General features: G+C 71.5%; 13 protein-coding genes. 6 read left to right on the top strand and 7 right to left on the bottom strand.

Going from position 1 to position 13,006, the window contains the following annotated elements; all coding sequences use genetic code 11:
- Positions 1–30: 30 nt before the first annotated feature.
- The 7 genes from MFF06_RS22655 to MFF06_RS09535 form a co-directional block, all read right to left on the bottom strand.
- Positions 31–153, bottom strand: a complete 123-nt coding sequence (locus MFF06_RS22655; RefSeq protein ID WP_283207260.1) for a hypothetical protein — start codon at positions 151–153, stop codon at positions 31–33.
- 255 nt (positions 154–408) lie between these two features.
- Positions 409–1,398: an inorganic phosphate transporter gene (locus tag MFF06_RS09560; protein ID WP_238203217.1), complete on the bottom strand. Its 990-nt coding sequence runs from the start codon at positions 1,396–1,398 to the stop codon at positions 409–411.
- A 9-nt stretch (positions 1,399–1,407) separates the two neighbouring features.
- Positions 1,408–2,049 carry a DUF47 domain-containing protein gene (locus tag MFF06_RS09555; RefSeq protein ID WP_238203215.1) on the bottom strand — a complete coding sequence of 214 codons (642 nt, stop codon included), beginning with the start codon at positions 2,047–2,049 and terminating at the stop codon, positions 1,408–1,410.
- A gap of 227 nt (positions 2,050–2,276) precedes the next feature.
- Complete coding sequence (locus MFF06_RS09550) at positions 2,277–3,905, bottom strand: ABC transporter permease (RefSeq protein ID WP_238203214.1); 1,629 nt, start codon at positions 3,903–3,905, stop codon at positions 2,277–2,279.
- A 16-nt stretch (positions 3,906–3,921) separates the two neighbouring features.
- A complete protein-coding gene (locus tag MFF06_RS09545) occupies positions 3,922–4,911 on the bottom strand; it encodes an extracellular solute-binding protein (protein WP_238203213.1) in 990 nt (329 codons plus the stop codon).
- 118 nt (positions 4,912–5,029) lie between these two features.
- Positions 5,030–6,118 carry an ABC transporter ATP-binding protein gene (locus tag MFF06_RS09540; protein WP_238203212.1) on the bottom strand — a complete coding sequence of 363 codons (1,089 nt, stop codon included), beginning with the start codon at positions 6,116–6,118 and terminating at the stop codon, positions 5,030–5,032.
- 117 nt (positions 6,119–6,235) lie between these two features.
- Positions 6,236–6,976, bottom strand: coding sequence for a Crp/Fnr family transcriptional regulator (locus MFF06_RS09535; protein WP_238203211.1), 741 nt, complete (start codon positions 6,974–6,976; stop codon positions 6,236–6,238).
- A 396-nt stretch (positions 6,977–7,372) separates the two neighbouring features.
- Here MFF06_RS09535 and ccoN point away from each other — a divergent pair, with 396 nt between their 5' ends.
- From ccoN to MFF06_RS09505, 6 genes are all read left to right on the top strand, one after another.
- A complete protein-coding gene (gene ccoN / locus MFF06_RS09530) occupies positions 7,373–9,025 on the top strand; it encodes a cytochrome-c oxidase, cbb3-type subunit I (RefSeq protein WP_238203227.1) in 1,653 nt (550 codons plus the stop codon).
- A 73-nt stretch (positions 9,026–9,098) separates the two neighbouring features.
- On the top strand, positions 9,099–9,845 hold the full coding sequence (ccoO, locus tag MFF06_RS09525; RefSeq protein WP_238203210.1) for a cytochrome-c oxidase, cbb3-type subunit II: 747 nt from the start codon (positions 9,099–9,101) through the stop codon (positions 9,843–9,845).
- Between the two features lie 5 nt (positions 9,846–9,850).
- A complete protein-coding gene (locus tag MFF06_RS09520; protein ID WP_238203209.1) occupies positions 9,851–10,000 on the top strand; it encodes a cbb3-type cytochrome c oxidase subunit 3 in 150 nt (49 codons plus the stop codon).
- Positions 10,001–10,003: 3 nt separating this feature from the next.
- Positions 10,004–10,882 carry a cytochrome-c oxidase, cbb3-type subunit III gene (gene ccoP / locus MFF06_RS09515; RefSeq protein ID WP_238203208.1) on the top strand — a complete coding sequence of 293 codons (879 nt, stop codon included), beginning with the start codon at positions 10,004–10,006 and terminating at the stop codon, positions 10,880–10,882.
- A gap of 243 nt (positions 10,883–11,125) precedes the next feature.
- Positions 11,126–12,490, top strand: coding sequence for a cytochrome c oxidase accessory protein CcoG (gene ccoG / locus MFF06_RS09510; RefSeq protein ID WP_238203225.1), 1,365 nt, complete (start codon positions 11,126–11,128; stop codon positions 12,488–12,490).
- Positions 12,487–13,002, top strand: coding sequence for a FixH family protein (locus MFF06_RS09505; protein ID WP_238203206.1), 516 nt, complete (start codon positions 12,487–12,489; stop codon positions 13,000–13,002). Before ccoG ends, MFF06_RS09505 begins: the two co-directional genes overlap by 4 nt.
- Positions 13,003–13,006 lie beyond the last annotated feature (4 nt).

Raw genomic sequence — 13,006 nt, 5'->3', positions numbered from 1 at the left:
CCTCCCTCAGATCCACTGCCGCAGAAGGCCTCAGGCCGGCTCGATCATCGTGACGCGGCCATAAAGGCCGCCCGTCGCGACGGTGAACGGTGTGGCGCGGCCGGCGCGGAACGCGGTGCGGAAAGGGGAACGGACCCTGTCGTGGGACGGCATGGTTCACTCCTCCCCGGCCGGCCGATGGTGGCCCGCACCGTATGCGGTGAATGGGAGGAAACGCTGATAGGCCGCATCGTCCGGGACGATGACGTCGCCGGTCGAGCCTCGGGTCGTTCCTCACACCTTTTAATTGCGCCCAGGATGCGGGTCGGCGCCCCGGCTTGGCAAACGCAAAATCTGCAACCGGAGTTGAACTGAGTTCATCTTACCGCGCCGTTGCCGGCGGTCGCGCGGGCGCCGTCGGCCGCTGCCTCAGGGCAGCAGCAGGCCCGAGACGCCGTAGACGAGCGCCCCCACGAGGCCCGCCGCCGGCATGGTGACTACCCAGGCGACGACGATCCCCTGGGCCACGTTCCAGCGCACGGCGGAGACCCTGCGGGCCGCCCCTACGCCGACGATGGCGCCGGTGATCGTGTGGGTGGTCGAGACCGGGATGCCGAAGGCGGTCGCGGCGAACAGGGTCAGCGCGCCCCCCGTCTCGGCGCAGAAGCCCTGCATGGGCGTCAGCCGCGTGATCTTCGAGCCCATCGTGTGGACGATCCGCCACCCGCCGAGCAGGGTGCCCAGCGCCATGGCCGACTGGCAGGAGAGCACCACCCAGAGCGGCACGTGGAACCCGCCGGTCTCCTGCCCGTGGGCGTAGAGCAGCACGGCGATGATCCCCATGGTCTTCTGCGCATCGTTGCCGCCATGGCCGAGGGAATAGAGCGAGGCGGAGACGAACTGGAGCTTGCGGAACACGCCGTCGGCGGAGGCCGGGGTGGAGCGGACGAACAGCCAGGACACGGCGAGCACGAGGAACAGCGCGAGCACGAAGCCCAGCGCCGGCGAGAGCACGATGGCCGCGCTCGTGGTGAGCACCCCCGGCCAGACCACCGCCCCGAGCCCGGCCTTCGCGATGCCGGCCCCGAGGAGGCCGCCGATCAGCGCGTGCGAACTGGAGGACGGGATGCCGAGGTACCACGTCAGCAGGTTCCAGCTGATGGCGCCGCCCAGCGCCCCGAGGATCACGCGGTCGTTCACCACCGCCACGTCGACGATGCCGGAGCCCACGGTCCCTGCGACGTGCAGCCCGAAGACGAGGAAGGCGATGAAGTTGAAGAAGGCCGCCCAGAGGACGGCGTAGCGGGGGGCGAGCACCCGCGTCGAGACGATGGTGGCGATGGAGTTCGCCGCATCGTGCAGGCCGTTCAGGAAATCGAAGAACAGCGCGATGGCGATCAGGCAGATCAGGAGGGTCACGGCGGCGGCTCAGACGTGCTCGACGACGATGCTGCTGATCTGGTTCGCCACGTCCTCGAACCGGTCCATCACCTTCTCCAGGTGATCGTACAGTTCGGAACCGACGATGAAGGCCATCGGATCCTGGCGGGAGGCTTGGTACAGGGCCTTCAGGCCGGCCTCGTGCAGATCGTCCGCCCGGCCCTCCAGCCGGATGACGCGCTCGGTGAGGACGTTGAGGTCGGCGGCGTTCTCGTTGAGCGCGCGCAGCTTCGGCAGGGCCTCGGCCACCACCGCGGCGGCCTCCTCGATGATCACGCCCATCTCGCGCATCTCGGCCTCGAAGCGCGTGACCTCGAAGCGGCGCACCGCCTTGGCCATCTTGAGCATCTGGTCGATGGCGTCGTCGAGGGAGCCGACGAGGTCCTGGATGTCGCTGCGGTCGAAGGGCGTGATGAAGGTCCGCCGCACGGCCTGGAGGGCCTCCTGCGTGATGGTGTCGGCCTTGTCCTCGTGCGCGGCGATGGAGGCGAAGGCCCGCGGCAGGTCCTGCGTGCCGTCGAGCAGGCTCCTCAGGGCCGCCGCGCCGTCGACCAGCGTCGCGGCGTGCCGCTCGAACAGGTCGAAGAACGGGGTCTCCTTCGGCATCAGCGCACGGAACCACCCCAGCATGCCGCCGCCCCGTCGAATGAGGGAAAGATCGAGAACCTGAGCCGTAGTAATAATCCGGCCCGGAGAGGGTTCCACGGCCGGGGCGCGGGGGATGGCCGAGCCGGGCGGTCCTCGTGCATCGATCCAACCGGAGGCGTCAGCCGAGACTGGAAAAATCGATGCAACACCAATGAGCGAGTGCAGACACGCATGAACGAAGTGCCTGCGTCACGGCACGGGCGCCCGGGCTAACCCCGCCGCGTCAGGGCGTTCCGGTCGAGGCGCAGGAGCAGTGTGACCGGCACGAGGCCGATCAGCACGATGAGCACGGCCGCCACCGCCCCGTCCTCGTAGGTACCCCGCGCCGCCTCGCCGTAGAGGTGCGTGCTGAGGGTCTCGACGTTGAGGGGGCGCAGGAGCAGCGTCACCGGCAGTTCCTTGGCGATGTCCACAAAGGCCAGGAGGCCGCCGCTCAACACCGCGGGCCATGCCAGGGGGAGTTGCACCGTGGCGAGGGTGGCGAACCGCCCGCGCCCCAGCATCCGCGCGGCGTCGGGGATGGCGCGCGGGATCCGCGCGAGGCCGGCCTCGCTCGCGCCCACCGTCACGGTGAGGAAGCGCAGGGCGTAGGCGACGACGAGGGCCGCCCCCGTGCCGAGGCCCACCGAGAGGCTCGCGAAGCCCGCCTCGAACAACCCGCTGTCGATCAGCGCCAGGGGTCCGAGCAGCCCGACCGCGAGCACCGTCCCGGGCATGGCATAGCCGAGGCCCGCCGCGCGGATCAGCACCCGCCCGGCGCGGGCGCCGAGCAGCGAGGGCGCCGCCGCCACCAGCAGGCCGACGATGACCGTCACGCCGGTCGCGAGGCTCGCGTAGAGGATCGTGTTGCGGGCCTGCGCCCCGAGGGCATCGGGCACCCCGCTGCCGCCGATCCGCCGCCACGCCTCAACGGCGAGGTAGCCGGCCGGCAGCAGGAAGCCGAGGGCGACGGGCACCGCGCCGAGGGCCAGGGCCGCCCCGCCCCGCCAGCCGGAGAGCCGACGCCGGAGGGAGGGCGCCGCGCGGCGGGCGTTGCCGGCATAGCCCCGCCCGCCCCGGGCCAGCCGCTCCAGGCCCACGAGGGCGACGACGCAGGCGAGCATCACGAGGGCGATCTGCGCCGCGCCGGGTAGATCGGAGCGGTTCACCCAGGTGGCGTAGACCTGCACGGTCAGGGTGCGCACGCCCAGGAACTCGGCGGCGCCGACGTCGTTGAGCGCCTCCATCAGGGCGAGCCCGGTGCCGAGGGCCACCGCCGGCCGGGCGAGCGGCAGGGCGATGCGCAGGAAGATGCGCCACGGCCCGGCCCCGAGCATCCGCGCCGCCTCGAGCAGCGTGCCCGCCTGCATCACGAACAGCGCCCGGGTCGGCAGGTAGACGTAAGGGTACAGCACGAAGCCAAGGAGCAGGATGCAGCCGGGCAGGGAGCGGAGATCCGGCAGGGGCAGGTCGCGGGGGCTCGACAGGCCGAGCAGGCCCCGCAGCCCGGCCTGGAGCGGCCCGAGGGGGTGCATCAGGTCGAGATAGGCGTAGGCCACCACATAGGTCGGCATGGCCAGCGGCAGCAGCAGGGCGGCCTCCAGCAGGCGGCGGCCGGGAAAGTCGAAGGCCGCCACCAGCCACGCCGCGCCGGTCCCGAGCCCGATCACCAGCAGGCCGACGCCCGCCAGCAGGAGGGCGGTGTCGCGGATCGCCTGCGGCAGGACGTAGGCGGCCAGGTGCGGCCAGAGCTCGCCCCCGCCCCCGGCGGCCGCGAGCCCCAGGGAGATGACGGGCGAGAGCAGCAGCGCCGCCAGCGCCGCCGCCCCCGCCCAGCCGAGACCGCGCGCCGCCGCCATCCTCGTCCGCCCCGGCTCAGTTGTCGAAGCCGACCTTGTCGACGAGCAGGCTCGCCGCCTTGCGGTTGCGGGCGATCTCGGCGAGGGGCGTCGTGTCGATCGTCAGCGTGCCGAGATCCGCGAGCAGCGGATCGATGGCGGCGCCGGCCTTCACCGGGTACTCGTAGTCGGTCCGGGCGTAGAGGGCCTGCGCCTCGTCGGAGACGAGGTATTCGAGGAGCTTCACCGCCTCGTCGCGGTTCGGCGCGGCCTTGGCCACGACGGCGCCGGACACGTTCACATGGGTGCCGCCGCCCTCGAAGGTCGGCAGGACGACCTTGATCGCCTCGCCCCATTTCTTCTGGTCCGGCCCGCCGCGCCCCGAGCGCATCAGGCCGACGTAGTAGGAGTTGCCGAGCCCCACCTCGCAGAGGTCGGCGGCGATGTCGCGGGCGACGTCCCGGTCGCCGCCCGCCGCCTTGCGCGCGAGGTTGGCCTTCAGGCCGCGCAGCCACGACTCGGTCTTCTCCGCGCCATGGCGGACGAGGAAGGCCGCGATCAGGGCGGTGTTGTAGGGGTGCTGCCCCGAGCGCAGGCAGACCTTGCCCTTCCATTGCGGGTCGGCCAGCGATTCGTAGGTGGCGGCCTTCAGGTCCGCCAAGCCCTTGTCGGCGTAGAGCACGCGGGCGCGCATGGACAGGGCGAACCAGCGCCCCCCGGCGTCGCGCAGGGGGGCCGGCACCGCCGCCTCCAGCGCGGGCGAGCGCACCGGCTGGGCGAGGTCGCGGTCCACGAGGTCGATCAGGTTGCCGATATCGACCGTCATCAGAAGGTCGGCGGAGGAGCGCGCCCCCTCCGCGGCGACCCGCTCGGCGAGGCCCTTCTCGACGAAGACGGTGTTCACCGTGACGCCGCTCTTGGCGGTGTAGGCGTCCAGCAACGGGCGGATCAGGCCCGGCTCGCGGGTCGTGTAGAGGTTCACCTCCGCCGCGCCGGCCGCTCCGACCAGGCAAAACGACAGGAGCACGCCTGCCCGGATCGTATTTCCTTTGAAAAACGCCACGGCAAAACCCCCTTCACCGAGTGATGAAGGGGCTGTTATACAGTCGCAATTCAGTCCGCAAGGCGGTTTTATTTTAAGTATTCTAATTAAGGCTAGCCTCGTCGCCCGATTCTCGCGCCGGAGGGAAGACGTGGGCTTGGGCGGGCACGAGGTGGAGGCCGACACGGTCGCCGGGAACGGCATCCGCCGGCAGGTGCAGACGCAGGGGCGCGGCGAGGCCCGCCACAGCGAGGTCGAGGCGTAGGCGCGGTCCCGCGAAGGCGCGGCCGAGCACGGCGGCCGGAACCCCGTCACCCGCCGGCCCGAGGCGGATCGCCTCCGGGCGTAGGCAGACCGTGACCTCCCCCTCCGGCAGGGCGTCGGGCCGGGGAAGGAGGCCCAGCGGCGTCGTGACCCGCCCCCCGGCGGCCGTGCCGGGAATTTCGATGATCTCCCCGAGCGCCCGGGCCGCGAAGGGCGTCCGCGGCGCGTCGTACAGGGCCTCGGGGCTGCCGCATTGGACGATCCGGCCGCGATGCATGAGGGCGATGCGGTCGGCGAAGGCGACGGCCTCGGTCGCGTCGTGGGTCACGAGGATCGCGCCGATCCGGTCCCGGCGCAGGACGGCGAGGGTGTCGGCCCGGACATGCTCGCGCGTGCCCGCATCGAGGTTCGAGAAGGGCTCGTCGAGGAGCAGCACCCGCGGTCGCGGCGCCAGCGCCCGGGCCAGGGCCACGCGCTGCGCCTCGCCGCCCGAGAGGGTGTCCGGGTAGCTCTCGGCCCGGTGGGCCAGCCCGACCTGATCGAGCCGCTCGCGGGCCACCCGCCGCGCCTCGTCGGCGGGGAGGTGGGCGAGGCCGAAGCGGATGTTGGCCATCACCGTGAGATGGGGAAACAGCGCGTAGTCCTGGAACATCAGGCCGACGCCGCGGGTCGCCGGAGGCTCGTGACGGCCGCCCCCGGCGACGCGTCGGTCGCCGACAAGGATCGTGCCCGCATCGGGCGTGTCGAGCCCGGCGATGAGGCGCAGGAGCGTGCTCTTCCCGCAGCCGGAGGCGCCGAGCACGGCCAGGATCTCGCCCGGCCCGAGCGTCAGCGAGACGCCGTCGAGGGCGAGCGTGCGGCCGAACCGGCGGCTCAGATCTGAGACGACCAGCCGCGACGCGGTGGCGGTGGAGGCAGCATCGGTCATCGAACTCGTGTGTCGCGGGGGCCGTGGGGGAGCGATCGGTGCAGCGGGCCAATGGGGAGAACGGGCGGGCGGGCCGTTCTCATCCGGGGGTGGACCTCCTGCCGCGCCCCAACGGCCTCAGGCCGCCGCGAGGTCCCGCAGCCGGTCGAGATCGACGAGGCGGACGCCGCCCGGCACGATCAGCAGCGCCTTCTCGCGGTCGAGCCGCGTCAGCAGGCGGCTCACCGTCTCGATGGTGAGCCCCAGATGGTCGGCGATGTCCTGCCGCCCCATGGGAAGGGCCACGGTCACCGAGGTCTGGCCGATGCGGGCGTAGCGCTCGCGTAAGGAGAGCAGGAAGCTCGCGACCTTCTCCTCCGCCGTGCGCCGGCTGAGCAGGGTCATGTGATCGTGCGCGAGGGAGAGTTCGTAGCCGGCGCGGTCGAGCAGGCGTTGCAGCAGGTGCGGCTTGGCCTTCACCAAGTCGCCGAAGGCCCGCTTCTCGAAGCGGCACAGCACCGTGGGCCCCAGGGCCTCGGCGGTGACGTCGTGATGCTCGGGCAGCGCGAGACCGAGGAAGTCGCCGACCATCGCGAAGCCCATGACGTGGCGGCGTCCGTCGGGCAGGAGGCGCGAGAGGCGCACCATGCCCTCGGTGACGTTGTACACCGCCCCGGCACGGTCGCCCTGGCCGAACAGGGCCTGTCGCGGCGCGAGGTGCAGGGGCTGGCTCAACGCCTCCAGCTCGTCGAGTTCCTCCCCGGTGAGCGCGGCGCAGACGCTGACGAGGCGGACCCTGCACTCCGCACAGCTGCCGTGGTCGCGCTCGTGGACGCAAGGTCTCGCGTGGGCGCCCGGGGCTCCGGTCAGGCTCAGCATCGAAGCCTCCAGCATCGTCTCCATCGAGATGCGGGATCGTATCAGATGTCTCGCCGCCGGGACAGGAAAAACCGGGAAACCGTGGCCGCAAACCGCCGGGGACCGAGTAAAAGGGCGAAAATGATCTTTGCGCGCGGCCCCTCGACTTGAACGTCCCTGACCGAAAAGGATCCATTCCCGCCGAACGGGGGCGGGATCCCCGGCGGCCGACCGGGAGCGGTCCGGGGGGACGGCGAGACCCTCGCCGTCGTCGCGGGAGAGGGGCCTCGAGAGGGCCTCGGTGGCCGTTTGATCGAGATCAAGGCTCGCGGATGCCCATCCCTTAAGCGCGGTCGAAGCCGTTCCGGCGCGGGGCGAATCGAGCGAGCCATGGCCGCAAGACCATCATCGAAGTACATGACCGAGGGGGAGGCCGGGCTCGGCCTAATCCTGGTGGTCGGCGCCTTCGCCTGTGCGCTCGCCTCGGCCCGTGCGGTCGATGCCCCGTTCGGCGTCCACATGGCGATGTTCGCCCTCGCGGCGGCGGCGGGCTTCGCCGCCCTCCTCAAGCGGTACGAGGGGCGGCCGGTGGAGCCCGCGCCGCAGGAGCGCGACGGCAGGCCGAACTACAACCTCGGGCCGGTGAAGTTCGCGGCGATCGCCGCCATGGGCTGGGGCATCGCCGGCTTCACGGTCGGCTGCATCATCGCCTTCCAGCTCTGGGCGCCCGCGCTGAACCTCGGGCTCGAATACACCTCGTTCGGGCGCCTGAGGCCGCTGCACACCTCGGCGGTGATCTTCGCCTTCGGCGGGAACGTCCTGATCGGCACCTCGCTCTACGTCGTGCAGCGCACCTGCCGGGCGAGGCTCGCGGGGGACCTCGCCCCCTGGTTCGTGGTCCTCGGCTACAACCTCTTCATCGTCGTCGCCGGCACCGGCTACCTGATGGGCGTGACCCAGTCGAAGGAATACGCCGAGCCCGAATGGTACGCCGACCTCTGGCTCACGGTCGTCTGGGTCGTCTACCTGCTCGTCTTCCTGGGCACGATCGCCAAACGCAGGGAACCCCACATCTTCGTGGCGAACTGGTTCTACCTGGCGTTCATCGTCACCATCGCGATGCTGCACATCGTCAACAACCTCGCGATGCCGGTGAGCCTCCTCGGCTCGAAGTCCTACCCGCTGTTCGCGGGCGTGCAGGATGCCCTGATCCAGTGGTGGTACGGTCACAATGCGGTCGGCTTCTTCCTCACCGCCGGCTTCCTGGCCATCATGTACTACTTCGTCCCCAAGCGCGCCGAGCGGCCGATCTACTCCTACCGGCTGTCGATCATCCACTTCTGGGCGCTGATCTTCATGTACATCTGGGCGGGCCCGCACCACCTGCACTACACGGCCCTGCCGGACTGGGCGCAGACGCTGGGTATGACCTTCTCGATCATGCTGTGGATGCCCTCCTGGGGCGGCATGATCAACGGGCTGATGACGCTGTCGGGCGCCTGGGACCGGCTGCGCACCGACCCGGTCCTGCGCTTCATGGTGGTCTCCCTCGCCTTCTACGGCATGGCGACCTTCGAGGGGCCGATGATGGCCATCAAGGCGGTCAACTCCCTGTCGCACTACACAGACTGGACCATCGGCCACGTCCATTCGGGGGCGCTCGGCTGGGTCGCCTACATCTCCTTCGGCGCCCTGTATTGCCTCGTGCCGTGGCTGTGGAACCGCCGCGAGGTCTACTCCCTGAAGCTCGTCGAGTGGCACTTCTGGATCTCGACCCTCGGCATCGTCCTGTACATCTCCGCGATGTGGGTCGCCGGGATCATGCAGGGCCTGATGTGGCGGGCCTACAACGACCTCGGCTTCCTCGAATACTCCTTCGTGGAGACCGTCGAGGCGATGCGGCCCTACTACCTCGTGCGGGCGCTGGGCGGCGTGCTGTTCCTCACCGGCGCGCTGATCATGGCCTACAACCTCGCGATGACCATCGCCGGCAGGACCGCGGATGCGGGCCACCCCCTCCCGGCGAGCCCCGCGCTCCCCACCGCCGCCGGCCTCGCCCCGGCGAAGTGAAGTCCCGGGGCCGCCCCGACGGCGCGGCCCCTCCCCGCACGCATCGCGCCCGCCGCATCACGGAAGACGTCCGATGGCTATCACGCAGCCCGGCCTCTGGAAGAGGCACGAAATCTTCGAGAAGAACTCGATCGTCCTCCTGATCTGCGCGCTCCTCGTCGTGGCCATCGGCGGCCTCGTCGAGATCACGCCGCTGTTCTACCTCAAGAGCACGATCGAGACGGTAGAGGGCGTGCGCCCCTACACGCCCCTCGAACTCGCCGGCCGCAACATCTACATCCGCGAGGGCTGCTACCTCTGCCACAGCCAGATGGTGCGGCCGATGCGCGACGAGGTGGAGCGCTACGGCCACTTCTCCCTCGCCGCCGAGAGCCTGTACGACCACCCGTTCCAGTGGGGCTCGAAGCGCACCGGGCCGGACCTCGCCCGGGTCGGCGGCAAGTATTCGGACCAGTGGCACCGCGAGCACCTGAAGGATCCGCGCGCCGTCGTGCCCGCCTCCATCATGCCCGCCTACGCCTTCCTCGACCGGCCGCTCGATGCCGAGGCCATCGCCGAGGATCTCAAGGCCAACCGGGCGGTCGGCGTGCCCTATTCCGACGAGATGATCGCGGCCGCCCATGCCGACCTGCTGGCGCAGCTCGATCCGGACGGGCCGCACGCGGCCGACCTGCAGCGCCGCTATCCGGGCGCCGCCATCCGGGACTTCGGCGGCGAGAGGGGCCGCGTCGCCGAGATCGATGCCCTCGTCGCCTACCTCCAGGTGCTCGGCACGATGGTCGACTTCACGATCTACGACGACAAGAAGAACCTGAGGTGAGGGCCATGACCTACGAGATCACCGCCGCCTTCGCGCAGACCGGCGGGCTCCTCTACTTCGTCGGCCTCTTCGCCGCCGTCGCCCTCTACGCCTTCCGGCCGCGCAACCGCTCCCGGTTCGATGCGGCCGCCCGCCTTCCCCTGACCGAGGAGTGAGCCGTGGCCGACACCGCGCATGGCGGCGGGCGCCCCGACGGCCCGGAGACCACCGGGCACGAGTGGGACGGCATCGCCGAATACAACAATCCCTTGCCGCGCTGGTGGCTCTACACCCTGTACGCGACGGTCGTCTGGTCCCTCTGCTACTGGGTCGCCTATCCCGCTTGGCCGCTGGTGAGCGGCTACACCGGCGGCGTGCTCGGCCACTCCCAGCGCCGGGCCGTCCTCGACGAGATCGCGGCGGTGCGCCGGGACCGGGAGGCCGGAGGGCAGGCGAGGCTCGCCGGTGCCACCGTCGCGGAGATCCGGGCCGACCCGTCCCTGCTCCGCCTCGCGCTCGCCACCGGCAAGGCGGCGTTCGGGGACAACTGCGCCGCCTGCCACGGCCTGTCGGCCACCGGGCGGACGGGCTACCCGAACCTGCAGGACGACGACTGGCTCTGGGGCGGAAGCCCGGAGGAGATCGAGCGCACGATCCGGTTCGGCGCACGCTCGGGCCATGGCGAGGCGCATGGGGGCGACATGCCCGCCTTCGGCCGGGACGGCGTGCTGCCGCGCGGCGAGATCGAGGCCGTGGCGAGCTACGTCCTCTCCCTCTCGGGCAAGCCGGGCTTTCCCGGGGCGAGCCTGGACAAGGGCGCCGAGACCTTCGCCGCCACCTGCGCCGCGTGCCACGGCGAGGGCGCGGCGGGCAACCCCGAGGCGGGCGCGCCGAACCTGACGGACGCGATCTGGCTCTACGGCTCGTCGCCCGAGCAGGTCGCCGCGACGGTGACCGACGGGCGCAGGGGCGTGATGCCCGCCTGGGAGGGCCGGCTCGACGCCGCCACGATCAAGTCGCTCGCCGTCTACGTCCACGGCCTGGGGGGCGGCCGGTAGCGGCCGCCGCCCGGCCCCCGCCTTGAGCGAGATCAAGGCGGGGGGTGCGGGCGCCCCCTAACGACGGCGGGCCGGCGCGAGGCCGGAGGGACCACAGGACAGATGTCGCTCGTCACGCCCACCCGGCCGGCCGGGACGCCCACGACGCGCCGGGCCGGCAAGTTCGGCGCCGCCGCGACCCGCGCCGCGATCCCGGCGGCGAACGGCTCGCTCTACGCCGCCCGGACCAAGATCCAGTCGCAGATGACCCGCGGCCCCTACCGGCGGATCAAGTGGATCCTCCTCGCCGTCACCCTCGGCGTCTACTACACCGTGCCGTTCATCCGCTGGGACCGGGGCCCCGGCCAGCCCTCGCAGGCCGTGCTGCTCGACCTCGATCGGGGGCGGTTCCACCTCTTCTCCCTCGAACTCTGGCCGCAGGACGTGACCTACGTGATGGGTCTCCTGATCCTGGCGGCCTTCATCCTGTTCCTGATGAACGCGGTCGCGGGCCGCCTCTGGTGCGGCTACCTCTGCCCGCAGACCGTCTGGACGGACCTGTTCCTCGCCGTGGAGCGGCTAATCGAGGGCGACCGGCGTGAACGGCTCCGGCTCGACGCCGCCCCCTGGACGATGGAGAAGATCGCCCTCAGGACGATGAAGCACGCGATCTGGCTGCTGATCGCGTGGTGGACCGGCGGCGCCTGGGTGCTCTACTTCGCCGACGCGCCCACCCTGGTGGCGCAACTCGCGACCTATCAGGCCCCGCCGGTCGCCTACGTCGCCATCCTGACGCTCACCGCGACGACCTATGGCCTCGCCGGCCACATGCGGGAGCAGGTCTGCACCTACATGTGCCCCTGGCCGCGCATCCAGGCGGCCCTCACCGACGAGCACGCCTACAACATCCTGTATCGCGACGACCGCGGCGAGCCCCGGGTCTCGGCCAAGCAGGCCGCCACGCTGCGGGCGGCGGGCCGCCCGGCCGGCGACTGCGTCGATTGCTTCGCCTGCGTCGTCGCCTGCCCGTCGGGCATCGACATCCGCGACGGGCTGCAGATGGATTGCATCCAGTGCGGCCTGTGCATCGATGCCTGCGACGCGACCATGGACCGGCTCGGACGCCCCACCGGCCTGATCGGCTACGACACCGAGGCCAACCGCCGGAGCCGCGCGGCGGGGGCAGGCCCGGTCAGCCGCCCCGTCCGGCCGCGCACCCTCCTCTACGCGGCGTCGATCGCCGGCATCGGCGGCATCATGCTGTACGGTCTCGCCACACGAAGCTTCACGGGCATGAGCGTCCTGCACGACCGCAACCCGCTCTACGTCAGCCTGTCGGACGGCGCGGTCCGCAACGGCTACACGGTGCGGCTCAGCAACAAGCGGCCGGGAGAGCGGCGCTACGCGCTGACGATCGACGGGCTGCCCCATGCCCGGCTCGACGTCGTGGGCGGGATTCCGGGCGACCTGCCCGTCCCCTCGGATGCGACGCAGGAATTCCGCGTCCTCGTCGTCGCCCCGGCCGACGCCGCCCCGGCGGCCTCCGTGCCGCTCACCTTCCGCATCGCCGACGCCGCGACCGGCGAGACCGCTAGCGTCGTCGACACCTTCAAGGCCCCCACGCCATGACGACCATCGTCCAGCCGCGCCCGGCGCCCGCTGCCGGTACGCTGACCGGCCGCAGGGTCCTGGCGATCCTCGTCGCGTTCTTCGGCACCGTCGCCGGAGCGGACGCCGTCCTCGTCACGTCCGCGCTGCGCACGTGGTCCGGGCTGGACGAGCCGTCCCCGTACCGGGCCAGCCAGAGGTACAACGCCGAGTTGAAGCGCGCCGCCGGGCAGGAGGCCCTCGGCTGGCGCCTCGCCGCCACGGCCGTCCGCCATCCCGCCGCGGTCGCGTCGATCGAGGTGTCCTTGACCGATGCCGCCGGGGCGCCGCTGCGGGGACGACCGGTGCAGGCCCGCCTCGAACGTCCGACCGACAAGCGCCAGGACCTGCGCCTCGACCTCACGGAGGTCGGCGCGGGGACCTATGCGGCGCGGGCGGAGCCCGTGGCGCGGGGGCAGTGGGATCTCGTCATCGAGGTCCGCGATGCGGAGGGCGTCGCGTTCCGGCGCAGGAACCGGGTCATCCTGGACTGAGGAG

The sequence above is a fragment of the Methylobacterium aerolatum genome, assembly GCF_022179085.1.
GTDB classification, from domain to species: domain Bacteria; phylum Pseudomonadota; class Alphaproteobacteria; order Rhizobiales; family Beijerinckiaceae; genus Methylobacterium; species Methylobacterium aerolatum.
The sequence above is the reverse complement of the archived record's forward strand: the minus strand, read 5'-3'. Positions and strand labels throughout refer to the sequence as shown.